Raw genomic sequence first — 20,948 nt, 5'->3', positions numbered from 1 at the left:
TTCACGCACACAGGGTGTCGCCGTCAGGCGACCGGATTACTGACCCGCCTCCCGCGGTCAGCGGCGCAGCCGCGGGAACTTCCGGGACCGCGACGGCGCGGCGGCCTGCGCCGCCTTCACCTTGGCCGCGTACTCATCCACGTACTCCTGCCCGGACAGTGCGAGGATCTCGTACATGATCTCGTCGGTCACCGCCCGCAGCACGGCCTTCTCGTTCTCCATCCCCGCGTAACGCGAGAAGTCCAGCGGCTCCCCGAAGCGGATCGTCACCCGCTTGATCTTCGGTACGACCTGCCCCGGCGGCTGGATCTCGAACGTCCCGACCATCGCACACGGCACCACCGGCACCTGCGCCTTGATGGCCATCACCGCGACCCCGACCTTCCCCTTGTAGAGCCGCCCGTCGTGCGAGCGCGTGCCCTCGGGATAGATCCCGAGCAACTCGCCCTTCCCGAGCACCCCGAGCCCCTCGCGGATGGCGGCCTGCCCGGCGTCCTTCCCCGACCGGTCGACCGGGATCTGCCCGGCGCTGCGGAAGAACGCGGCGGTCAGACGGCCCTTGAGCCCGGGTCCCGTGAAGTACTCCGCCTTGGCGAGGAACGTGATCCGGCGCTTGATGATCGCCGGCATGAGGAAGTGGTCGGAGAACGACAGATGGTTCCCCGCAACGATCGCGGCCCCGTCCGCCGGAATGTGCTCGAGCCCCTCGATCCGGGGCCGGAACAGCAGCCGCAGCAGCGGCCCCAGAACGACGTATTTGAGCACGTAGTAGAACACGGTGTCTCTCCCAACTCTGCCGAATCGGCTCCGGGGCTGCGTTCTGCCAGGTCACGGTGCGAATCTGCCAAGTCAGTCGATCTGCATGTCTGCTCGACTGCCGTCGGGTCTGATCGGACTCATGCTGACTCCTTGCTGACTTATGTGACAGCCTTTCAGGTGCTGACTTTGTGGCGTGACGCACCCTGCGTGCTGTGGTGATCGATCGTAGCCCGATCAGTTGTGGCCTTGCGGTGCCAGGGCAGGCCGGACATTCGGCAGCGCGGGTCCGGCCGGCTCGCCGGCGCGTGGGTGTGTCCGGCCGTCGGCTCTGTCGCGGCCCCTGAGCACGTCAGTCGGCCAGGGCTCTGTCAGTTCCGTGTCATCGGCGAAGTCCGGCGGATCGTCCGGCAAGGAGAAGCCCGGCCAAGGCGACGCCCATCCAGGCGGTGAGGTACGCGAACGCGGCCGTCGGGGAGACGGCGGAGTGGTGAGCGGTCTCGACCGTGCCGATGGCGACGCAGGTCCGAGGTCCGCAGGATCAGGAGCGCGACGGCGATGTCACCGACCTCGAACGCGGCGACCGCGCCCATCAGCTTGCCCAGGTTCCCGGTCGGCACGGGCTCGATGCGGATCTTCAACGGCGTCTTGTCACGGCTGGTCGGCCGCGGGGTCCTGCGGATCGCGTAGATGATCGCTGCGGTCGCGACCAGGCCGGGGATCACGACCGCGCGGAGGAGGCCGACCTGCCACACCGCTGTCGCCCCCGCGTTCGCTGCGCCGAGGACGGCGGTCGTGGCGTAGCCACCCACCGCCACCTTCCGGCGCCGGGCCGGATCGTCGGCCGGCACCCCACCACGGAAGCGAGCCGCACCAGCCAGGGCGTCCGGCACGCCCTCGATCGCTCCGGGAGCCCGCGGCCGGGGGGCGCCGGGAGTGCTGGTCAGCAGGCTCCGCAGCAAGGCCGTGGAAATTTCATGACCGACATCGGCGAAGAAGCCGGCGGAGCCGATACCGCGGACGCCCGGCGTTACCGGTCGTCGTCGCGGTGGTGCAATGGGGCGGCCGGTGGCCACTCGCGAGCCTGAAGGGCTCGCGGGGGCGGCCACCGGCCGTCGGATGTACAGCGCCGTTACACCATGGGGTCGATGTCCCCGCTGCCCATGCCCTTCTCCAGGCCGCTCTGCTGCTTGAGTTGGCGGGCCTTTTCCTTCAGTCGCTTACGCTCCTGCGGATCGGTGGCACGCTCAGCGGCCTGCTCCATCTCCTGCACCTTCTGGCGCAACTGCTGGGCACGATCGCCGGACTCGCCTGAAACGCTCATGATCACTCCTTTGTGTCATTCGAGCGGGCCACACCAGCGAACCAGGACCCTCGCGGACCTGCACCTCGGACGGCTACGCACCGTGAGTCCCCCACAGGCCGGTGGCCAGTCCCTACGCCGCGAGGGCAGTCCGGGAGCCGGCTCGATCGGCGACAACATCATCGAGACCGGCACCGGGTCCTGCCGCCTCGTCGGCGCCACAGCCAGGGCCCGAGCGCCGGGCGACCTCAGCCGGCAGGTGACCCACCGGCCGAATCGGCGACCTGGCTCTCACCCATGTCATCAAGGGGTGGCCCTGGCACCGTTGAGGCCTGCAAGCGGATCGAGGCGATCGCCTCGACGAGCCGGTCACGGAGCAATTGGCAGACGCCGGGCTCCGCCTCCGCCGCGGCGGAGCCCGGCCGTTGCGCACCGCTCATGCTCAGGTGAGCCGACCCATGACGGCCAGCACCACAGCGGCAGCAACCGTCGCCGTTGAGCACATGACCATCACGTCCCGGCCGCACCTGCCTTCGCGGCCGACGACGCTGTCCAGGGCGTCCCGCCCGGACGACTTGAGCCAGTAGGCCGCGAGCAGGGCCGCATACGGCACGGCATCGTCATCACGAGGTTCCATACCGTCCTCTAACGTGCGATCAAGAGCAACGACAACAGCACGGCCGCTGTATTCACCCTCTCGGCCCAACGGCCGGCCATCGCCGGCCATGCTCGGCCGGTGCGCCTCGGCGGCGTGCGTCAGCCGAAGCGGCCGGAGATGTAGTCCTCGGTGCGCTGGTCGGACGGGTTGCTGAAGAGATTGCCCGTCTCGTCGTACTCGACCAGACGGCCGTGCCGCACACCGTTCGCGTCGACGTCGGCGGTGAAGAAGGCGGTGCGCTCCGAGACCCGCGCCGCCTGCTGCATGTTGTGTGTGACGACGATGATCGTGAACGCCTGCGCCAGATGCTCCATGAGGTCCTCGATCTTGGCGGTGGCGATTGGGTCGAGGGAGGAGCAGGGCTCGTCCATGAGGATCACCTCGGGCTTGACCGCGATGGTCCGGGCGATGCACAGCCGCTGCTGCTGGCCGCCGGACAGGGCGAGAGCGGAGGCCTTCAGCTTGTCCTTGACCTCGTCCCACAGCGCGGCGTGGGTGAGGGTCTCTTCGACCAGGTCGTCGAGGTTGCCCTTGAAGCCGCCCACCCGAGGGCCGTAGGCGATGTTGTCGTAGATCGACTTGGGGAACGGGTTCGGCTTCTGGAAGACCATGCCGATCCGGCGCCGGACCTCGATCGGGTCGACATCGCGCCCGTACAGATCCTCGTTGTGGTAGCGGATCTTGCCGACCACGCGGGCGGTGGGCAGGAGGTCGTTCATGCGGTTGAAGCAGCGCAGCACGGTGGACTTGCCGCATCCCGAAGGGCCGATCATCGCGGTGATCTGGCGGGCCCCGATGTTCATGTTGACGTCGCGCACGGCCTCGTGATCGCCGTAGAAGACGGACAGGCTGCCGACTTCGAAGACCGGGGTGGCCAAGGGCGGCGGCGCGTCGCGGTGGGCGACGTGCGGGGGCCTGGTGCCGCCGGAGGCGTGGGCGGGAGGGGTCATGGCGGTCTCCACCTCGGAGTCGGCGGTCGGTTCCGTGCGGTCGGGCATCGGCTGATCGGCTATCGGTGACACGGCGCTCACCAGCGGCGGGAGAAGTGGTTGCGCAGCCAGATCGCCAGCGAGTTCATGGCCAGCAGCATCACGAGCAGGATGACGATCGCGGCGGACGCGAGTGCGGTGAATTCGGCACGGGACTGGCTGATCCAGTTGAAGATCTGGATCGGCAGAACGGTGAACGGGCTCTGCACGCCGGTCGGGTTGAACGTGATGAAGGTCAGCCCGCCGAGCAGCAGCAGCGGCGCCGCCTCGCCGATGGCGCGGGACAGGGCGAGGATCGAGCCGGTAGCCATGCCGGGGACGGCCGCGGGCAGCACCTGGCGCCAGATCGTCTGCCACTGGGTGGCGCCGAGTGCCAGGGATGCCTGTCGGATGGACTGCGGGACGGCGCGGATGGCCTCCCTGGCGGAGATGATCACGATGGGCAGGACGAGGAGCGACAGTGTCAGGGACGCGGTCAGCACCGTCTGGCCGAAGCCCAGGCCGCGGGCGATCACTCCCAGGCCGAGGATGCCGTAGACGATCGAGGGAACGGCCGCCAGGTTCTGGATGTTGATCTCGACGGCCCGGTTCCACCACCGGCCGGGGTCGGCGTACTCCTCCAGGTAGATCGCGGTGAGGATGCCGGTGGGCAGGCAGTAGAGCGCGGTGAAGGCGATGACCCAGATCGTGCCCGTGATCGCCGATTGGGCGCCGGCGTTCGCGGGGTCGATGATGTCGGGGAAGTTGGTCAGGATCTTCAGGTTCAGCCGCGGCCAGCCCTCCACGACCACGTAGAGGAGCAGGCTGACGAGGAAGACCACGCCGATGGCCAGCGACGCCCACAGGCTGAGCTGGAAGAACCTCTCCCGCAGGGGCATGCCGCGCCCCTTGAGGCGCGGAACGCCGGGAGCGGGGGCGTTTGTCGTGGTGGCGGTGTCGGAGTTCATTCGTACACCTCGCGGTACCTGCGCACCAGGCGGATGCTGATCAGGTTCATCACCAGCGTGATGACGAACAGCAGCAGGCCCACTGCGAAGATCGTCTGGTAGCCGGTGGAGCCCGTGGGCAGGTCCCCGATACCTGCCGCGGCGATGAACGCGGTCATGGTCTGCATGCCTTCGAGCGGATTGAAGGACAGGTTCGGACGTCCGCCTGCCGCGATGGCCACGATCAGCGTCTCGCCGATCGCCCGTGAGATCCCGAGCACGACGGCGGCGACGATGCCGGAGAGCGCGGCGGGGAAGACGACCCTGGTGGAGACCTGCATACGCGAGGAGCCGAGAGCGTACGCGCCGTCGCGCAGGGCGCGGGGCACGGCGTTCATGGAGTCCTCGGCGAGCGAGGCGATCGTGGGAATGATCATGATGCCCATGACGAAGCCCGCCGACAGGGCGTTGAAGACCTGCGGGCCTCTGCCGCCAGGCCAGATCTCCTGCAGCAGCGGCGTAATCGCTTTGAGAGCGAAGAAGCCGTAGACGACGGTGGGGATGCCAGCGAGGACCTCGAGCACCGGCTTGAAGATGCCCCGGACCCGGCGGTCGGCGTACTCGCTCAGGTACACCGCCGAGCCCAGCCCGAGTGGCACGGCCACGAACAGGGCGATGAACGTGACCATCAACGTGGCCGTCACCAGCGGGATGACGCCGAAGTGCGGCGGCTGGAACAGCGGAGCCCAGTCGGTGCCGGTGATGAAATCGCCGAAGTTCACCTTGCCGAAGAATTCGGCGACCGGTGGGAGCAGGGCGATGACGATGCCGATGGTGGTCAGCACGGAGACCAGGGAGGCGGCCACGAGCAGGACGCGGATGGCCCTTTCGCCGTGGCGCGGCTGGGCCTGCTTCAGGAAGCCAGGACTTCCCGCAGCGGCCCGCCGTCCAGAGCCCCGGGAGGTCATGGCGCGTGCCGCTTCCGCAGCGTCTCGAGGTCCTTCTCCAGTTCGGCCTCCTGCTGGGAGTTGAGCGGCACGAACTGGGCGGCCTTGGCGATGTCGGCGTTGTGCTCGACGTAGTACTCGACGAACGCCTCGACTTCCTTCCTGTCGAGCGCAGCGGCGTTCGGGTAGATGAACAGCGGGCGCGACAGCGGCTTGTAGGTCCCGTCCTGAACGGTGGTCTGGGTGGGCTCGACGCAGCCGCCGCCGCCGTCGATCTTCAGGACCTTGAGCTTGTCCTTGTTCTCCTCGTAGTACGACAGGCCGAAGTAGCCCATGCCGCCCTTGGAGCCGGACACGCCCTGGACGGTGACATTGTCGTCCTCGCTGGGCGAGTAGTCGGTGCGGGACTTGCCCTCTTCACCGTTGATGGCCTGCGTGAAGTAGTCGAAGGTGCCGGAGTCGGTCCCGGCGCCGAACAGCTCCAGCTCGACGTCCGGGAACGCGGGGTCGACCTGGTTCCAGTTGTCGACCTTGGAGCCGGGCTCCCAGATCTTCCTCAGCTGCTCGACGGTCAGGCACTCGGCGAAGTCGTTGTCCTTGCTCACGACCACCGACAGGCCGTCGTTGGCGACCTGGAACTCCTCGTACTTGATGCCGTTCCTGGCGCAGATGGCCTTCTCCTCGTCCTTGATCGGACGGGAGGCGTCGGAGACGTCGGTCTCGCCGGCGCAGAACTTCTCGAAGCCGCCACCGGTGCCGGACGTGCCGACCGTGACCTTGACGCCGGGGTTCTCCTGCTGGAAGAGCTGGGCCGCCGCGGTGGAGAGCGGGGCCACCGTGCTGGAGCCGTCCACCTTGATCGTGCCGGCGAGCTTGTCGCCGCCACCGCCGGAGCCCGCGTCGGCGCCGCCGCACGCGACCGCAGCCAGCATGACAGCCGCCGTCAGAGCCACGGGAGCCGTGGCCCGGCGCAGTGGTGGGGAGAGGTACACGTCGACTCTCGATCCTCGTGTCTGTCGGCGGGACGGGCGGTCGGGATGAGGTGCGCTGGGCGCGCATGGCCATTTCTTCGGCTGCCCATATGTGGGCAAAATGCACATGCTGTCACGCCACGATACTTGCCTGCATCCGCGCGGAGGGAGCATTGGGGAGGTATGTGCAGGTCAGGCGTGTTCCAGTCCTGCCACGGGTATTCGATCCCCGGACACGTGGCCTTCCCGGATCCAACCGCCTGCCCGATCGACGACGGCGCCCAGGGCGTCCCCGTCGGGCGACCGGAGTCGGTAAGCCGCGAGCAGGCCCGCACACGGCATGGCGCCGCCATCACCAGGCGGATTGCCACGGCCCAGGAGTCCGCCGATCAGAACGAGAGGTTCGCGCGTGTGTACACCCTGGCCGCGGAGCGTGGGTCACGTTCCGGAAGTGCTCGGCCGCCGGCGGGAGTCACGTCGGGGGATGTGCCGTGTCGGCGCTGGTTTCGATGAGGATCTGCTCGGCCTGGGTGACGTTGTCGACCAGGACGGCTCTGGCCATGGCGGCGCGTGCTGCGTCAGGCGTCGTGTCCGGCGGGACCACCAGCAGTGTGAAGTAGTCCTGATCGCCTCGGGTGATCAGGACGGTGTCGTCACCCACCGGGAAGGAGTCGATATGCACGACCCGGTCGTCGACAGTCAGCCGTGTCGGCAGTTCCTCCCAGGCACCGGCGTCCAGGCCGACGCGGGCGACAGGCCCGAGATACTCGGTCAACGCACTGATCAGCGAGGGAAGCTCGGCACCGATGTCCCGCGACCGCGGCCACCACGCGCCATCCAGGATTCCCTCGCGGGCATGTGTCGTTTCCAGTCGCAGCAGGGCCGTCCCGGGTCTCACTGACCGGTGGACAGCATCCGGCAGAAGCCTGGGAGCGTCGGGGGTGTCGGAGCCGGTCATCGTGTACGCCCGTCCGCGGGCATTGCATCCCGCGCTGTGAAGTGACCTCGCCACTTCACCCTACTCTGCGTACCGGGCCCGCGAACGCCCCGCGAGCGGGTATTTCCGGACCCGATAGTGCCTGGTCACACCCACATGCCAGGCACTCCGGCCGGAGTAGGGTGGAAGCACCGGGAGTACTTCGCACACCGGCTTCCATGCCGGTGCCGTTCTCGGCGAGCAACAACACCGGGACGTCGAGGAGAAGCCCCGGGGACAGGTCCGCGCCATGACCGCGTGGGCTGGTTCACCGACGAGGAGGACGCGTACGAGCCGATCCTGCTCTCGTGCACCGCCGGCCGCTGGGACCTGCTCGTCTTCCCGCCGGAGACGAGTGCGGCTGCCGCCGCCCGGCTTGATGTCCACCGCGGCCACTCCCGGGGGCCGCACCGCCGGCGGTCAGATGACGGACGAGGACACCGCCCGTGACGCGGGGGAGATCCTGAGCCGGGGAAGAGGAGTGGGAGACGGATCGTGGGGCCGCGTCGGCGACGCGGATGCCGGTCGGTCACGGGCTCCCCGTGGCCGGCGGAGGCGCGCGGGACTTTGAGGCGTCTCGCCCGGCCTCGGACCATGTCCACGAGCACACGGAGACTTCAGGATGAATTCCTCGCATCACATGCCCTCTGCCGGGCACGCCGAGGTGCGTATCGTCGCGGCCGAGCCCGAGATCGCCCGCCGGGTCGCGGAGGTGCTCCGTCGTTGCTTCGACGCCACCGAGCAGCGCAGCTACCCGGCCGACATTGAGGGCGGGACCCGCCTTCATCTCACGGTGGACACCACCCGCACGTCGGAGCCGGCGCGGTCATGGCTGCTGGCCAGCGAGTCCTCCTGGGACGACCGCCCGCAGACCGACGAGGTGTGAGGCGGCCGTGCCGTACGTGCCGGCGGACGGCCGGGAGACGGACGGTCCTGGGCCGGCCGTCCGCACGCCCTTCCGCCCGACGCGCTTCGTCGAGTCGCATCTCTGACGGCCACTCACGCGAACGCTGTGTTCCGGACTTACCGATGTCGGCACCGGCCAGGGCGTCCGGTGATGACGGTGGCTCAGCGGTCGGAGTAGCTGAAGTCGCCAACGGTCCAGCCGCTGACGTCCTTGATCGCGACGCGGTACATCCCGCCCGTCTCGGGGATCCCGATGCTGCCTTGCAGGATCCGGGCGACGTGGAAGTGCAGATGCGTGGGCTGCTTGCCGCGATCATGAGGCTTCTGCGCCTGGTCGGCGCTGAAAACGCCGGAGAACGGGCCGAGGCGGTCCGAGTCCCGCAGGACCTCCGACACACGCTGCCTCCACACGGCCTCGGGAGCCAGCCGTCCGGTGATGACGGCGCCGCCGGTCACCACGGTCAGGGACATCTGATTGCTCTGCTCGGACTCCACCATGGCGGCGACGTCAACGAGCAGTTCGTCAGCGTTCGACATGAGAGCCGATTCTAATCCGGCCGGCCGAGGTCGGGCCCACTGCGTGCGCGAAGCGTTGTGTACGGGAACCGGTACGGATGTCACCGACAGGCCGGGCCGTTTTCCAGGGCGTTGTTCGCCAGCTCGGGTGAAACCCCCGGGTCATCCGGACCTGTGCGCCGAGCCCTGTCCACGGGGTCGGCATAGTGACGGGGTCTCTGCACCGGACTCGCAGGAGGAAACGCATGCTCGGCACCGACTTCCGCACCGGGTCACCCATCTGGATCGACCTCGGCAGCCCGGACACGGACGTCTCCGCCGCCTTCTACGGATCCGTGTTCGGGTGGCAGCTCGTGTCCCCCGGGCCCGACGCGGGCGGGTACGGGTTCTTCCAGAAGGACGGGAAGACCGTCGGCGCGCTCGGGCCGCTGACCGAGGAGGGGGCCGAGCCGGCCTGGACGACGTATTTCCGGAGCGACGACATCCAGGCGACTGCCCGTGACGTGGTCGCCGGCGGAGGCGCCGTGCGCGTCGCGCCCATGAACGTGGGCGCGGGGTGGCTGGCCCAGTTCACCGATCCCCAGGGCGCGCAGTTCGCGGTACTGCAGTCCGGGGAAGGCCTGGAGAAGACGTCCGAGGACAACACGCTGGTGTGGGTGGAGTTGCACGTCGGCGAGCCGGAGGCGGCAATCCGCTTCTACCGCGGGCTGTTCGGCTGGCGATCCGAGGAGATGCAGGCACCTGGTATGACGTACCGGGTCCTCAGCATCAAGGACGGCGACCAGCAGGAGGGGTCCTTCGGCGGCGTGGCTCCGCTCCAGGCCCCGCAGCAGGAGGACGCGCGCTGGGTGCCGTACTTCGCCGTGGCCGATGCCGATGCCACCGTCACGGCGGTGCAGGAGAACGGCGGTGCGGTGCTCATGCCGGCCGAGGACGTGCCGGATGTCGGGCGTATCGCCTGGCTCGCAGACCCGGGCCGGGCGGTGTTCGCCGTGCTGAAGCCGAACCCGCGCCAGGGCTGACCGAGGGCCGAGGCCGGCTGACGACTCGCAGCCCCCTCAACAGCTCCTTGGCCCCTCCCTGATCCCTCGCTAGGTTCTGCTCATGCAACCGGTCAGCGCGGTCCTCATCGACATCGACGGCGTGCTCACCGTCTCCTGGCACCCCCTGCCGGGAGCCGTCGAGGCCATGCAGCGCCTCCGCGACACCGGCACCCCCCTCGCGCTGGTCACCAACACCACGTCGCGCACCCGGGCGTCCATCGCGACGGTCCTGGCCGACGCGGGATTCCCCGTGACGGCGGACGACATCCTCACCGCCCCGGCCGTGACCGCCGCGTATCTCCACGAGCACCACCCTGGGGCGCGCTGCCTGCTGCTCAACAGCGGCGACATCCGGGAGGACTTCGCGGGCGTCTCCCTCGTGGACCCCGAGGACGACGCCGCCGCACCGGACGTCGTCATCGTCGGAGGCGCGGGACCGGAGTTCGGCTACGCGGTGCTCAACCGCGCCTTCTCCCACCTCCAGCGCGGTGCCCGCCTGATCGCGATGCACCGCAACCTCTACTGGCGCACCGAGTCGGGGCTGCAGCTCGACGCCGGTGCCTTTCTCCTCGGCCTGGAGCGCGCGGCCCGCGTGGAGGCAGAGGTGATCGGCAAACCCGCGGAAGCCTTCTTCGCCACCGCGGTCGACCGACTCGGCTGCACCGTGCAGGACGCACTCATGGTCGGCGACGACATCGAGTCCGACGTGCTCGCCGCCCAGCGCCACGGGATCACCGGCGTCCTCGTCAGGACCGGCAAGTACCAGCCCGAGACCCACCGGGCGGCATCCGGGACGCCGGATCACGTCCTGAACTCGTTTGCGGACGTCCCCGACCTGCTGGAGCGCCTGACGCACTGACGCACTGACGCCGGGCGCACGCCGCTCGCGCCGCGGCGAGGGCCGGCGCCGGCGGCCGCCGGCGCCGCGGGCCTCTGAGGTCTCACCCCGCTGGGGCTCACACAGCTTCGTTCGCCATACTTGCCCCCGTGGAGCAGCACATCGGTTCAAAGACCCCGCCAGTGCCCGCCGTCGGCCTCGACCCGGCGTTCATTCCCGGCCTCATGCCCCCGCGCGCCGAAGCGCCGGCCGAGGCCGACGACGCGCCCTCGGAACAGGACGGCCCAGCCGCGCCGACGGACGCCGCCCCAGTGGAGGAGCCCCTCGACGCGAAGACACAGGAAGATCCCGCCGACGATGCGGACGACGGACCCGTCTTCGAGGTGTCCGACCGGCGCAGCACCATCGTCGCCGACCGCACCGGCATCACCCTCCGGCTGGACGGGGAGGAAGCCGAGTTCGGCTGGGACGAGATCGGGGCGGTGGAGATCGACACCCCACGGTTCGGGCGCCGGTTCGGCGTCACGGTGTACATCTCGGAGCGGCGCTGGTTCCAGGCCGACGTCGAAGCGCCGTCCCGAGCGGTGCTCAAGGAGTGGGCAGCGGACCTCGACGCGGTCCTGGATGCCCGCTTCGAGGAATCCGAGGCATAGCACCGGCGCCGTCGACGCCCCTGGCAGGACCCGCTGCCGGGGGCGTTCCCTGATCCTGCCCTGGGACGCGGGCGAACTGGCGGACACTGTTCCGACGCGCAGTCCGGCGGCTGGGCACTGCTCCGACGAGTCACCCCGGTGTGTCGCCGCTGCACAGCTTGTGCAACTACCCGGCCGGCGGGGGCCTTTCCCTTGAGCGTCTGCGCAGGCTCACCACGAGGTCGATGGCGGCGGTGAGCGTCAGCAGGCCGCAGGCCCAGGCCAGGGCTGCCAGTTCAGTGGCACCGGGGCTCGCGCCCGGGCCGGACGAGGCCGCCCGGAGAGCGAACAGCACCGTGGCCACGAGGGAAACGAGCATGGCGGCAGACGCCAACAGGAGGCGCAGCCCGAGCACACTGCGGGCTGTCATCGGCTCGGTCCCGGTCCTCTCGCTGGGGCGGGCGATCGTTCCCGAGCGGGAGCGAGGCACCGCTTGGCGACGGCGGGATGATTGCGGTCGGCTCATGAGAGCTCCGTGGTCACGTCATCGGTCATGCGGCCTTCGCTGCGGGATCGGTCGTCCTGACCGTCCCCGGGCCGGGCCGCGGTCGCGCCCTGCGCCGTAGGCAGCACGTCGTTCCGGGTCCCGGAGAGTGCCGTAGGCGACGACGACCTCGATGAAAGCATCCTGTGCGAGCGCGGCGTAGTGGTCGCGCCGAGGTCCTGTCCCGGGCATCGGCCTCACCTTCTCTCCGGAGCTCGCCAGGCGAGCAGCACCGAGGGAGAACCTCCCAAAGGATGTCGATATAACCCTGCTCCCTCGATGTCAAGATATCCCCATGTGGGCTATATGGATTAATAGGTGGAGCATGGATGGAGGGCGTGTGGCGACAGCCCTCTCAACCCGTTCGAGAGGAGCGTGAACGCGGCGCCCCTGCTCGCAGGCGCCTCCCACGTCCCAGCCCGAACGGCTCGGGCCGCCCGACGCGACAGGCGAGCAGCCGCTTCGGCCCGCTCCAGCCCGTGATGCCCCCTTCCGGCTCACGTGCCGGTCGTGCCGCGACAAGGGGAAGCGGGTGCCGTGATGGCGCAACTGGTGGCCGATGGCGACGAGCTGGTGGTCCGTCTGGCGTGGTGGGAGAAGATCGTCGCCCGGCGGTCAAGTCTCCGTGTTCCCTTGGTGACCGTGGGGTCGGTGGCGGTCCAGCCGGACTGGTGGCGTGCCCTGCGCGGCTCACGGGCCCGGGGGCTTTCCGTGCCTGGCGGGCTCTGCCTGGGTGTGTGGAGCCACCACGACACTCAGGACTTCGTCGCCGTCCGCCCGCGACGCGGGGCTGTGGTCTGCGTCGCCCTGTACCGGGGGGCGCCGTTCGCCCGGATCTCCGTCTCCGCCCCGCAGGCGCAGCGGGTGGCGGCAACGATACGCGCAGCGACCCACGCCGCCACCGCCCGCGGTGGGCCGTCGGCCGTCCGGGAACGGCCCGCCTGAGGCGGGCTCCTCCTGCTGGTCCCGACGCTGCTCGGCCAGGTCGTCTTCCAACTCCTTGACCAGAGCTTCCGGATCGAGCACGCGCCGGACCCCGGCGAGGGTCAGGCCTTCGCGCCGCGGCGGTGATCTACTGGGACCTGCGGACCGAGTGGACCGGCAGAGGCGGGAGGCGGCGGATGAGGCTGTTGCTGACGTCCGACACCCATGTGCCCAGGCGTGCCCGGGCGCTGCCGGGCCTGCTGCTCGAGGAGATCGACCGGGCCGACGTGGTGATCCATGCGGGCGACTGGGTGGACGTGGCGACCCTGGATCAGCTCACGGCGCGGGCCCGGCGCCTCGTCGCGGTGTACGGCAACAACGACGGTCCGGAACTGCGGTCCAGGCTGCCCGAAGTGGCCCGCGCGGAGCTCGGCGGGCTGCGCTTCGGGGTCGTCCATGAAACGGGTACGGCGCAGGGCCGTGAGCTGCGCTGTGCCGAGCGCTTCCCGGACCTCGACGTCCTCGTGTTCGGGCACAGTCACATCCCGTGGGACACCACCGCCGCAGGCGGACTGCGGCTGCTCAATCCGGGCTCGCCGACGGACAGGCGGCGCCAGCCGTACTGCACGTACATGACGGCCGTCGCGACGCAGGGGCAGCTGACCGAAGTGCGTCTGCACCGGCTTCCGCCGCGGTCGTAGGAACCTCGCCCTCCCGGCAGGCCCGGCCTGCCCAGGAGTCGACTGTCGGCCGCGGGGGTGCCCAGTGATCGGACCTGTCCACGTCCAAATGTCGAAGACGCTTGGATCTTCTTCGGTCCTTGGGCAGGAAATCTTGACCAATTCCGTTGGCGCTGGATTGGATCGAGCCCGCAAGGTCCGATGAATTCGTCACGCCATCTCGACCCAATCCGACGGGAGTTGCGGTGCTGCGCAGAGGATCCTTCTCCCGGGTGCTGGGCGCCACGGCCGCCGTCCTGCTGCTCGCGGGACCCGTACCGGCCACCCGGGCCTCGGCCCAGGCCGAGACAGGGCCACCCCCCGTCACCGTCCCGGCGCTCACCGACTGGGCGCCTCTCGAAGACAGTCAGTACTCCTTCGGCCGGGCCGGACCACCCGCCTCGTCGTCGACCCGCTCGATACGGACGCCCGCCGCGTCGCCACCACACTCGGCGGGGACATCCGCGCCGCCGGCCAAGGCACCGTACCCCTCGTCAACGGCAGCCCACGGCCGGGAGACATCGTTGTCGACGTCGATCCCGCGTGGAAGAAGGGCCTGGGCGAGGAGGGGTACGAACTCGCCGCGGGCCGCACCTCCGCATCAGCGGAGCGGCCGAGGCCGGCGCCTTCCACGGCACCCGCACCCTGCTCCAGCTCCTCACCGCCGGCGACCTGAGGTCCGCGACGGGCGGGCTGTGCGCCGAGACGCGCAGGGAAAGCTCACGCTCAGCACCCCTCTGGAGCCCGGCAGCCCGGTCACCTTCGAGACCTGCTCCGCCTCGAACACCCTGCAGCGCCGGCGACTGACCGACGTACGCGGCGGCTACCGCCTCACCAACGCCATCCCGCAGATGGCCGTCCATGTCACGCCCGACGCCCGCATGGTGCGGTACCCGTCCGACCAGCAGCAGCCCGCCGTCTGGCGTCTCGCGGCCCACTGACCCCGGAGGATCCGCACATGGCCATCCCCCGTGACGGCCCGTCAGTGGCGGCTGCGGGTGCTCGGGTCCCGAAGCGCCGCGCACCTGGCCGGGTTCGGGCTCTACCGCTCGCAGGTGTAGGCGGACGAGCGGCGCCGGCCGGCTCCTGGGGAGGCGGCCGGCCGGCGCACCTTCCTGCCCGCCCACGGATCCGGCGCAGTGCCTCGCACCCCGCTGTAGGCCACTCGGCGCAGTCGGCTCCGCACGCCGCGTCACCGGTTCCTACGGTGAATGAATGATGATCAGTTCTCTTGCCCGCCCCGCGGTTACGGGCGCGCTGGCCCTCGCCGCCGCAGCTCTGGCCGTCATGCCCGCACCGGCCACAGCGGTCCCACGGGCGGAGCCGCTGCCGCCGCGGCCGGTGTCCGCCGATGTGTCCCTCCTGCACCGCTCCGGCACCCACGTACGACCCGACGAGGACGCGCCCGACCTGCCGGACGTGTCCGCCCTGTCCTGGCTGGTGGCCGACGCCCGCACCGGTGAGGTGCTCGCCGCCCACAACGCGCACCGCCGACTGCCGCCCGCCAGCACCATGAAGACCCTCTTCGCCCTCACCGCCCTGCCCCGGCTCTCAGGCACGCGACTGCACACGGTCACCGACGAGGAGCTGGCCGATGTGGGGGAGGGCAGCAGCCTCGTGGGCGTCACCCCCGGCAGTACGTACCGGCTGCCGGACTTGTGGCGGGGTGTCTTCCTCAGCTCCGGCAACGACGCCGTGCACGTACTGGCCGAGCTGAACGGCGGCTGGCGGACCACGGCCAGGCAGATGCAGGACAAGGCCCGCGCCCTGGGGGCGTTCGACACGCACGTCGTCTCCGCGGACGGCTACGACGAACCCGGACAGGTCTCCTCCGCGTACGACCTTGCGGTCTTCGGGCGAACCGGGCTCGAGAACCGGGAGTTCGCCCGATATGCGCGGACCGTCGACGCCAAGTTCCCCGGCGGCACCTTCAGCGACGGAACCCCCACCTGGACGTACGGCATCCGGAACACCAACCGGCTGCTCACCGGCGCCGACGGGGTGGGGCGCTACCCGGGCATCATCGGCGTGAAGAACGGCTACACCACCCATGCGGGCAACACCCTGATCGCCGCGGCCCGGCGGGACGGCCGTACCGTGCTGGTGACCGTGATGAACCCGCAGAGCGGCGGCGGGCACGCGGTGTACGAAGAGGCCCGGTCCCTGCTCGACTGGGGTTTCGACGCCGCGGGACACGTCCACCCCGTGGGCACGCTGAACGCACCCCCCGCCCCGAAGGCGCAGCATGCCGGTCCCAAGGCCCAGCAGGCCGCTCGGGTCCCGGTCGGACGGACGGCCAAGGCACCCGATCACCACGACTCCGGCAACGGCCACGACTGGCTGTGGGCCCAGCTCGCCGCCGCCTACCTCGCTGCGGCCCTCGTCGTCCGCTGGCGGCGGGGAGCACCCCCCACGGCACTCCTGCGGCACCGGCTGTGAGCCTTCCCCCGTTCGGCCCACCGCGGTTGCTCTGCCGGGGGGCCGGAGGTGTCCTGGCAGAGCGCCCAGCGACGGTCGCAGGCGCCGGGCAGGGCTTTCCGCGAGCCGCATGACTGCGGGCGGGCCCTGTCGACCTACACGAGACATTGGAGATTTCCATGCCCTACAACAAGGGACAGCGCGTGGAGTACCGGGACGAGCAGAACCGGATGCAGGAAGGTCAGATCCAGCGCGCCGAGGGCAGCGGGGAGCAAACGAAGTACGCGATCAAGAACGAGCAGACCCAGCGCGTGGACCAGGTGACCGAGCGCCAGATCCAGCGGCCGCTGCAGTAACGGCCCCACAGACGCGGCCGCCCGTGCACCGCTTCAGCGGTGCATCGGCGGCCGCTTTCCGTCGTGCGACCGGCTCCCATGGGCTCACTCCGGCGCGCTCACGTCCGCGGGCTCACTTTTGCGCGAGTACCGTCCGCAGCACCGCTGCGAACTCCTCGGGCCGACCGAGGAATCCGCCGTGATCGCCGGGGAACTCGACCGGCCGCGTACCGAGCAGCTCGGCCAGCGCCGTGGTGGTCCGGTAGGTGAGCAGGCCGCCCGATGCGGCGCCGATGCCGACGACCACACGGGCCGGGCCGGCCGTCAGCGCGGGGACGTCGGGTACGTAGCGCGCGGTGCCCCGCAGCTCATGGGCGAAGAAGCGGGCACTGTCGGCGAGTTGCTCCGCCGACGGCTCCCCGGGCGGCGGAGTGGGGGCGCCTTCCCCGCCGATGTCGAACCCGGCGTGGGCCATGAACGCCATCCACGCCGGTCCCACCCCCTTCCGGTGGAAGGTCTCGACGATGTCGTCGGTCGTGGCGCGCTGCTCCGCGGCGTCGGGGAGCAGCTCCAGCAGCGGGGGCTCGTGCGCGACGAGCGTGCGCACCCGCCCGGGATGCCGCGCCACCAGCGCGAGCCCCGTCACCGCGCCGCCGCTGCTGCCGAACACGTCGGCCGACTCGGCGCCGAGGGCGTCCAGGAGAGCGGCGATGTCGTCCGCCCGCAGCTCGGGGGTGGAGTCCTGCTCCGGGTCGTCGAGGACGCTGCCGGAGATGCCTCGCGGGTCGTGGGTGACGACGGTGCGGTCACCCGCGAGCGCGTCGGCCAGCGGTGCGAAGTCCGCCGCGGCCATCGGCGCCCCCGCGACGAGCAGCAGCGGTCCCGTGCCGCGGATCTCGTAGTGCAGGCGCCCGCCGGGGACGTCGAGGGTGTGCGTGGTGGTCATGGGCGGTGGTCCTTCCCTGAGTGCCGTCCCGCGGATGCGGTGACAGAGGGAGGACTCCGGCCGGCGCGGGAACTCATCGCCCCTGCCCTGCGTGGGGGTCGCCCCGGCCCCGCTCGGACGGCCGTCGGCGCCTCGGTCGGGGGCAGGCGCGCGGCACGCACCGCCGGCCAGAGGCCCGCCGGAGCGCCGATGACCAGCGTGGCGCCGACGCCGCGCGCCATGGCCCGGGCCGGTACGACCGTCGGCCGGCCCTGGTACGTCCCGTACGAGGCCGTGACGCCGATGCCCAGGAGCACGCCACCGAAAGCCGTCGAGTGCGGACAACAGCGGGCACTCGTACAGGAACTGCGTGCGGATCTGACCGCGGGTCGCTCCGAGGGAGCGGCGCAGGCCGATCTCGGCGCGGCGATCCACGACCGAGATCACCGTGGTGTCGGCGACCTCGACGCCGCCGACGTGCAGGGCGACCAGGGTGACCCCCGCCGAGGCCGGGCAGCAGTCCGCTCAGGGCGTCGTCGGTGGTTCCGAGCACGCCTGGACGTCGCCGACCGCCGGGCCCTCCGCGCGGCTGTACGCGGTGGTGGCGTACCCGTCGAAGCTCAGCTCCCGCTCGGCTTCCGCCCAGCCGGCCGGTCTTCCCATCGCCGGCACCGCGGTGGCGGGCAGGGCGGGATCGGATGTGGGCGAACGCCGGCTATGCGCCTTATTTATCGGTCTTCTGTGATGTCGGCCTATCCGTAGGCAGGGCGGCTCCGAACAACTGGGTGACGCCGTTCACGGCGATCCGATCCGGATCAGGGCCGGCCGGGTTCCTGATCACCAGACAGCGAGACAGCGAGGTAGATCCGATGACTGTTTCCTTCCGAGTCCGCCGACTTGTGGCGGGTGCCGCCGCCGCGGGGCTCCTGGCCGGCGGTGCCGCACTGGGTTCCTCCGGCGCGGCGGCCGCCGCCCCCGCCCCCGCTGCGGCTCCGGCCGCGGCGACGACCGCGCACGTCTCCGGCGACCACGACGACCGGTGCCACTGGAAGCAGGGCCACTGGGAGAAGAGGTGGGCGAAGGACCACTGGGAGAAGCGGTGGTTCAACGGCCACGGTCACGGAGACCGCCACGGTCACGGGGACCGCGATCACCACGGGGACCGCGATCACCACGGGGACCGCGATCACCACGGGGACCGCGGCGACCGGGGGCACAAGGACCACTGGAAGTGGGTCCACCACCCGGGGCACTGGGACAAGCACTGGGTGAAGGGGCACTGGGACTGCCGCCATCGGTGACGGACCCGCCGCCTCACATCGGGGCCGAGGTTCCAGGACCCCGGGTCCTGGAACCTCGCTTCCGAAACGACATCGTCGTCGGCGCCGGCCCAGGCCGCGCGCCCCCTCAGGGAACACCGCCATGACCGCTCCCACCGCACCGCTCGTACGTCCGGCTCACCACCCGCCCGGTGAGCTCGCGATCGCCCTGCCCCCGGGACGCGAGGCCCCCGGGCTGGCCCGCCGGCGGGCCGCCGGCTTCCTCGACGGGCTCCGGCCGCCGCTCGCCCCGGGGCGTCGCGACGACATCCTGCTGATCGTGTCGGAACTGGTGACGAACGCCGTCGTCCACGCACCGGGCCCCTACGCACTGGCCCTGACCGCCGACGCCGACGCCGGAACCGTCGATGTCGCCGTGGACGACGGTTCCACCGCCGCTCCGGTGCCTCGCCGGCCGGACGCGACAGCCGCGACCGGAGGCAGGGGCCTGCGCATCGCGGAGGACCTGGGCGCCCGGCTGTTCACCGAACCGGTTCCGGGCGGGAAACGCGTGCACGCGACCCTCGCTCCGTCGCCCTGCCGTGCTGGGATGCGGCCCGTCCTGTTCGGTGGTGGCATGGATGACTGACGCCCTGAGGGTGCCGTGCCCACGACGAGCGAGGAAAAGCACGTGTCACCAGACCGCTCAGGTCCCGAAGCCCGGCACCGGCTGAGCGGGCTGGGGCTGGACGAGCTGATGGTCCTCGTGGGCCGAGGTGACCGGGACGCCTTCGTGCCCGTGTACGAAGCGGTCAGCGGTCCGGTGATGGGGCTCGCGTACCAGGTCCTCAGGGACCCGGCGCAGGCCGAAGAAGTGACACAGGATGTGCTCGTGGAGCTGTGGCGTACCGCAGGGCGGTTCCGTCCGGAGCGGGGCGGCGCGATGACATGGGCGCTGACGCTGGCCCACCGGCGCGCGGTGGACCGGGTCCGCTCGGCCCGGGCCCGCGGCGAGCGGGAGCGTCGCATGGCTCTCCTGGAGCCGATGGCGGCGTTCGACGCCGTCGGGGAGCAGGTCGAGACCCGGCTCGAGCATCAGCAGGTGCGCGGCTGTCTGGAGCAGCTGACGGAGCTTCAGCGGGAATCGGTGATGCTGGCGTACTACCAGGGACTGACCTACCCGCAGGTGGCCGAATCCCTGTCACAGCCCCTGACCACGGTCAAGGCGCGGATACGTGACGGTCTGGTCCGGCTGCGCGACTGTCTGGGGGCGACGCGATGAGCGACAGCGAACCGCACAGCGCGGTAGGCGCCTACGTCCTGCACGCCCTGCCGGAGCCGGAGCGGCGTGCGTTCGAGGAGCACCTGGCCACGTGCGACTCCTGCGCGCGCGAGGTCGCGGAGCTCTCGGCCACGGTCACGCGGCTGGGACGGGCGGTGGCCGTGGAGCCCCCGGCGGATGTGAAGCGGCGCGTGCTCGAAGAGATCGCCACCGCCGGGCAGGAGCCCCGCCTGGCCCCGGACGCCGGCGCTCCGGGCCGCCCCCGCAGGCTGTCCCGGCTGGTGCTCGCCGCGTGCGTCGCGGCCGCCGTCGCCCTCGGCGGCGTCGCCGTCTGGCAGCAGCAGGAGGCGGAGCGCGCCAGGTCGGCGCTGGAGGAGACGCAGGAGTGGTACGCCGGTATCGCGGAGGTGATGGCCGCACCCGACGTCGCGTTCCGCACCCAGCGGCTGGCGGACGGGGGCACCGGCACGCTGGCGGTCTCGCGCAGCGAGAACGCCGCGGCCTTCATCGCCTACGAGCTGCCGCCGCTCCCGGCCGGCAAGACCTACGAACTGTGGTTCGACGACGACGGCACCTTCAGACCCGCCGGACTGCTCGGCGGAGCCGCGGAGCGTCAGCTGCGCGTGCTGGACGGGCCGGTGGGGAACGCCACCGCCGTGGGCATCACGATCGAGCCCGCCGGCGGCTCACCGCACCCCACGACCCCACCACTCGGCATGTTCGCCCTCCCGGCCTGACCCGGCCGCCCGCGCAGCTGCTCGTTGACGTACGAGCCGGAACGCGCACCGCACGTCAGGCGTGGTCCGCAAGGTGCGGCCCACGAGGCGGGCGTGGCCCGTGGCCCTCGTTGCCCTCGCTGCTGAGGCCCCTGATCCGGTCGTCCACCGAGTCGCGGGCGGTGAGGAAGAGCACCGGCGCATTCCGCCCGGCTGCCCGCGGCCGTGCCGCCACCTCGAAGCCGTCCACGTCGGGGAGCATCACGTCCAGCACGACGACGTCCGGCCGCGCGGACTCGGCGGCCGTCAGCGCCCCGGAGCCGGTCGCGGCGGCGACGACAGGGAAACGGAGCCGCACATCGGCC

Annotated in this window: 27 protein-coding genes and 1 pseudogene; 14 read left to right on the top strand and 14 right to left on the bottom strand. The window is 70.8% G+C overall.

The window, feature by feature from the left end:
* Positions 1-57: 57 nt before the first annotated feature.
* From ACFV9O_RS21730 to ACFV9O_RS21690, 9 genes are all read right to left on the bottom strand, one after another.
* On the bottom strand, positions 58-777 hold the full coding sequence (locus ACFV9O_RS21730) for a lysophospholipid acyltransferase family protein (RefSeq protein WP_385420274.1): 720 nt from the start codon (positions 775-777) through the stop codon (positions 58-60).
* Positions 778-1,127: 350 nt separating this feature from the next.
* On the bottom strand, positions 1,128-1,718 hold the full coding sequence (locus ACFV9O_RS21725; RefSeq protein ID WP_385420272.1) for a hypothetical protein: 591 nt from the start codon (positions 1,716-1,718) through the stop codon (positions 1,128-1,130).
* Between the two features lie 170 nt (positions 1,719-1,888).
* Positions 1,889-2,080, bottom strand: coding sequence for a DUF6381 family protein (locus ACFV9O_RS21720; RefSeq protein WP_385420270.1), 192 nt, complete (start codon positions 2,078-2,080; stop codon positions 1,889-1,891).
* A 421-nt stretch (positions 2,081-2,501) separates the two neighbouring features.
* Positions 2,502-2,696 (bottom strand): hypothetical protein, encoded by a 195-nt coding sequence (locus tag ACFV9O_RS21715; RefSeq protein WP_385420268.1) that lies wholly within the window; start codon positions 2,694-2,696, stop codon positions 2,502-2,504.
* 119 nt (positions 2,697-2,815) lie between these two features.
* Complete coding sequence (gene pstB / locus ACFV9O_RS21710; RefSeq protein WP_385420353.1) at positions 2,816-3,667, bottom strand: phosphate ABC transporter ATP-binding protein PstB; 852 nt, start codon at positions 3,665-3,667, stop codon at positions 2,816-2,818.
* 77 nt (positions 3,668-3,744) lie between these two features.
* Complete coding sequence (gene pstA / locus ACFV9O_RS21705; protein WP_385420266.1) at positions 3,745-4,653, bottom strand: phosphate ABC transporter permease PstA; 909 nt, start codon at positions 4,651-4,653, stop codon at positions 3,745-3,747.
* Entirely contained in the window at positions 4,650-5,600 is a 951-nt protein-coding gene (gene pstC / locus ACFV9O_RS21700) for a phosphate ABC transporter permease subunit PstC (RefSeq protein WP_385420264.1), read from the bottom strand. Before pstC ends, pstA begins: the two co-directional genes overlap by 4 nt.
* Positions 5,597-6,532, bottom strand: coding sequence for a PstS family phosphate ABC transporter substrate-binding protein (locus ACFV9O_RS21695; protein ID WP_385420351.1), 936 nt, complete (start codon positions 6,530-6,532; stop codon positions 5,597-5,599). The genes pstC and ACFV9O_RS21695 overlap by 4 nt, the downstream gene beginning before the upstream one ends.
* A gap of 490 nt (positions 6,533-7,022) precedes the next feature.
* Entirely contained in the window at positions 7,023-7,508 is a 486-nt protein-coding gene (locus tag ACFV9O_RS21690; protein ID WP_385420263.1) for a DUF5994 family protein, read from the bottom strand.
* A 276-nt stretch (positions 7,509-7,784) separates the two neighbouring features.
* Between ACFV9O_RS21690 and ACFV9O_RS21685 the strand changes: the two genes are divergently transcribed.
* Complete coding sequence (locus tag ACFV9O_RS21685) at positions 7,785-7,976, top strand: hypothetical protein (protein ID WP_385420261.1); 192 nt, start codon at positions 7,785-7,787, stop codon at positions 7,974-7,976.
* Positions 7,977-8,148: 172 nt separating this feature from the next.
* A complete protein-coding gene (locus ACFV9O_RS21680; RefSeq protein WP_385420259.1) occupies positions 8,149-8,412 on the top strand; it encodes a hypothetical protein in 264 nt (87 codons plus the stop codon).
* A gap of 182 nt (positions 8,413-8,594) precedes the next feature.
* Here the strand turns inward: ACFV9O_RS21680 and ACFV9O_RS21675 are convergent, their stop codons facing one another.
* Positions 8,595-8,969 (bottom strand): hypothetical protein, encoded by a 375-nt coding sequence (locus ACFV9O_RS21675; RefSeq protein ID WP_385420257.1) that lies wholly within the window; start codon positions 8,967-8,969, stop codon positions 8,595-8,597.
* Positions 8,970-9,193: 224 nt separating this feature from the next.
* On the opposite strand from ACFV9O_RS21675, the gene ACFV9O_RS21670 reads away from it, so the two are divergent.
* The 3 genes from ACFV9O_RS21670 to ACFV9O_RS21660 all read left to right on the top strand — a co-directional run bounded on the left by ACFV9O_RS21670 (position 9,194) and on the right by ACFV9O_RS21660 (position 11,482).
* Entirely contained in the window at positions 9,194-9,970 is a 777-nt protein-coding gene (locus ACFV9O_RS21670; RefSeq protein WP_385420255.1) for a VOC family protein, read from the top strand.
* An 82-nt stretch (positions 9,971-10,052) separates the two neighbouring features.
* Positions 10,053-10,850, top strand: coding sequence for a TIGR01458 family HAD-type hydrolase (locus ACFV9O_RS21665; RefSeq protein ID WP_385420253.1), 798 nt, complete (start codon positions 10,053-10,055; stop codon positions 10,848-10,850).
* 128 nt (positions 10,851-10,978) lie between these two features.
* Positions 10,979-11,482, top strand: a complete 504-nt coding sequence (locus ACFV9O_RS21660; RefSeq protein WP_385420251.1) for a hypothetical protein — start codon at positions 10,979-10,981, stop codon at positions 11,480-11,482.
* A gap of 166 nt (positions 11,483-11,648) precedes the next feature.
* On the opposite strand, the gene ACFV9O_RS21655 is transcribed toward ACFV9O_RS21660, so the two are convergent.
* Positions 11,649-11,951, bottom strand: coding sequence for a DUF6343 family protein (locus ACFV9O_RS21655; RefSeq protein ID WP_385420349.1), 303 nt, complete (start codon positions 11,949-11,951; stop codon positions 11,649-11,651).
* A 594-nt stretch (positions 11,952-12,545) separates the two neighbouring features.
* Here ACFV9O_RS21655 and ACFV9O_RS21650 point away from each other — a divergent pair.
* The 5 genes from ACFV9O_RS21650 (at position 12,546) to ACFV9O_RS21630 (ending at position 16,422) form a co-directional block, all read left to right on the top strand.
* Positions 12,546-12,950, top strand: coding sequence for a hypothetical protein (locus ACFV9O_RS21650; RefSeq protein ID WP_385420249.1), 405 nt, complete (start codon positions 12,546-12,548; stop codon positions 12,948-12,950).
* A gap of 176 nt (positions 12,951-13,126) precedes the next feature.
* Complete coding sequence (locus tag ACFV9O_RS21645) at positions 13,127-13,630, top strand: metallophosphoesterase family protein (protein WP_385420248.1); 504 nt, start codon at positions 13,127-13,129, stop codon at positions 13,628-13,630.
* Positions 13,631-14,343: 713 nt separating this feature from the next.
* On the top strand, positions 14,344-14,589 hold the full coding sequence (locus ACFV9O_RS21640; RefSeq protein WP_385420246.1) for a hypothetical protein: 246 nt from the start codon (positions 14,344-14,346) through the stop codon (positions 14,587-14,589).
* 274 nt (positions 14,590-14,863) lie between these two features.
* Complete coding sequence (locus ACFV9O_RS21635) at positions 14,864-16,087, top strand: D-alanyl-D-alanine carboxypeptidase family protein (protein ID WP_385420244.1); 1,224 nt, start codon at positions 14,864-14,866, stop codon at positions 16,085-16,087.
* A gap of 158 nt (positions 16,088-16,245) precedes the next feature.
* Positions 16,246-16,422: a hypothetical protein gene (locus tag ACFV9O_RS21630; protein ID WP_385420242.1), complete on the top strand. Its 177-nt coding sequence runs from the start codon at positions 16,246-16,248 to the stop codon at positions 16,420-16,422.
* A 112-nt stretch (positions 16,423-16,534) separates the two neighbouring features.
* Here ACFV9O_RS21630 and ACFV9O_RS21625 read toward each other — a convergent pair whose 3' ends face one another.
* Complete coding sequence (locus ACFV9O_RS21625) at positions 16,535-17,347, bottom strand: alpha/beta fold hydrolase (protein WP_385420240.1); 813 nt, start codon at positions 17,345-17,347, stop codon at positions 16,535-16,537.
* Between the two features lie 119 nt (positions 17,348-17,466).
* Positions 17,467-18,010, bottom strand: a pseudogene (locus tag ACFV9O_RS21620) (ABC transporter permease); the annotation flags it as partial.
* Positions 18,011-18,195: 185 nt separating this feature from the next.
* On the opposite strand from ACFV9O_RS21620, the gene ACFV9O_RS21615 reads away from it, so the two are divergent.
* The 4 genes from ACFV9O_RS21615 to ACFV9O_RS21600 all read left to right on the top strand — a co-directional run bounded on the left by ACFV9O_RS21615 (position 18,196) and on the right by ACFV9O_RS21600 (position 20,604).
* Positions 18,196-18,627: a hypothetical protein gene (locus ACFV9O_RS21615; RefSeq protein WP_385420238.1), complete on the top strand. Its 432-nt coding sequence runs from the start codon at positions 18,196-18,198 to the stop codon at positions 18,625-18,627.
* Positions 18,628-18,748: 121 nt separating this feature from the next.
* Complete coding sequence (locus ACFV9O_RS21610; RefSeq protein ID WP_385420236.1) at positions 18,749-19,234, top strand: ATP-binding protein; 486 nt, start codon at positions 18,749-18,751, stop codon at positions 19,232-19,234.
* A gap of 108 nt (positions 19,235-19,342) precedes the next feature.
* A complete protein-coding gene (gene sigK / locus ACFV9O_RS21605; protein ID WP_385420348.1) occupies positions 19,343-19,867 on the top strand; it encodes an ECF RNA polymerase sigma factor SigK in 525 nt (174 codons plus the stop codon).
* Complete coding sequence (locus tag ACFV9O_RS21600) at positions 19,864-20,604, top strand: anti-sigma factor domain-containing protein (protein WP_385420234.1); 741 nt, start codon at positions 19,864-19,866, stop codon at positions 20,602-20,604. The genes sigK and ACFV9O_RS21600 overlap by 4 nt, the downstream gene beginning before the upstream one ends.
* Positions 20,605-20,659: 55 nt before the next feature.
* Here ACFV9O_RS21600 and ACFV9O_RS21595 read toward each other — a convergent pair whose 3' ends face one another.
* Entirely contained in the window at positions 20,660-20,941 is a 282-nt protein-coding gene (locus ACFV9O_RS21595; protein ID WP_385420232.1) for a response regulator, read from the bottom strand.
* Between the last annotated feature and the right edge of the window lie 7 nt (positions 20,942-20,948).

Origin of the sequence: Streptomyces sp. NPDC059909 (genome assembly GCF_042730885.1) — a bacterium.
Taxonomy (GTDB): domain Bacteria; phylum Actinomycetota; class Actinomycetes; order Streptomycetales; family Streptomycetaceae; genus Streptomyces.
Note: the sequence above shows the minus strand (reverse complement) of the source record. Positions and strands in the feature narration are given on the sequence as shown.

Bases quoted from the DNA above. Each gene is read 5' to 3' on its own strand.
- ACFV9O_RS21720 (WP_385420270.1), bottom strand. From the start codon at position 2,080: ATGAGCGTTTCAGGCGAGTCCGGCGATCGTGCCCAGCAGTTGCGCCAG.
- ACFV9O_RS21690 (WP_385420263.1), bottom strand. From the start codon at position 7,508: ATGACCGGCTCCGACACCCCCGACGCTCCCAGGCTTCTGCCGGATGCT.
- ACFV9O_RS21650 (WP_385420249.1), top strand. From the start codon at position 12,546: ATGGCGCAACTGGTGGCCGATGGCGACGAGCTGGTGGTCCGTCTGGCG.
- pstC (WP_385420264.1), bottom strand. From the start codon at position 5,600: ATGACCTCCCGGGGCTCTGGACGGCGGGCCGCTGCGGGAAGTCCTGGC.
- ACFV9O_RS21630 (WP_385420242.1), top strand. From the start codon at position 16,246: ATGCCCTACAACAAGGGACAGCGCGTGGAGTACCGGGACGAGCAGAAC.
- ACFV9O_RS21680 (WP_385420259.1), top strand. From the start codon at position 8,149: ATGAATTCCTCGCATCACATGCCCTCTGCCGGGCACGCCGAGGTGCGT.
- ACFV9O_RS21715 (WP_385420268.1), bottom strand. From the start codon at position 2,696: ATGGAACCTCGTGATGACGATGCCGTGCCGTATGCGGCCCTGCTCGCG.
- ACFV9O_RS21645 (WP_385420248.1), top strand. From the start codon at position 13,127: ATGAGGCTGTTGCTGACGTCCGACACCCATGTGCCCAGGCGTGCCCGG.
- ACFV9O_RS21615 (WP_385420238.1), top strand. From the start codon at position 18,196: ATGACTGTTTCCTTCCGAGTCCGCCGACTTGTGGCGGGTGCCGCCGCC.
- ACFV9O_RS21675 (WP_385420257.1), bottom strand. From the start codon at position 8,969: ATGTCGAACGCTGACGAACTGCTCGTTGACGTCGCCGCCATGGTGGAG.
- ACFV9O_RS21670 (WP_385420255.1), top strand. From the start codon at position 9,194: ATGCTCGGCACCGACTTCCGCACCGGGTCACCCATCTGGATCGACCTC.
- pstB (WP_385420353.1), bottom strand. From the start codon at position 3,667: ATGACCCCTCCCGCCCACGCCTCCGGCGGCACCAGGCCCCCGCACGTC.
- pstA (WP_385420266.1), bottom strand. From the start codon at position 4,653: ATGAACTCCGACACCGCCACCACGACAAACGCCCCCGCTCCCGGCGTT.
- ACFV9O_RS21600 (WP_385420234.1), top strand. From the start codon at position 19,864: ATGAGCGACAGCGAACCGCACAGCGCGGTAGGCGCCTACGTCCTGCAC.
- ACFV9O_RS21635 (WP_385420244.1), top strand. From the start codon at position 14,864: ATGATGATCAGTTCTCTTGCCCGCCCCGCGGTTACGGGCGCGCTGGCC.
- ACFV9O_RS21665 (WP_385420253.1), top strand. From the start codon at position 10,053: ATGCAACCGGTCAGCGCGGTCCTCATCGACATCGACGGCGTGCTCACC.
- ACFV9O_RS21610 (WP_385420236.1), top strand. From the start codon at position 18,749: ATGACCGCTCCCACCGCACCGCTCGTACGTCCGGCTCACCACCCGCCC.
- sigK (WP_385420348.1), top strand. From the start codon at position 19,343: ATGGTCCTCGTGGGCCGAGGTGACCGGGACGCCTTCGTGCCCGTGTAC.
- ACFV9O_RS21625 (WP_385420240.1), bottom strand. From the start codon at position 17,347: ATGACCACCACGCACACCCTCGACGTCCCCGGCGGGCGCCTGCACTAC.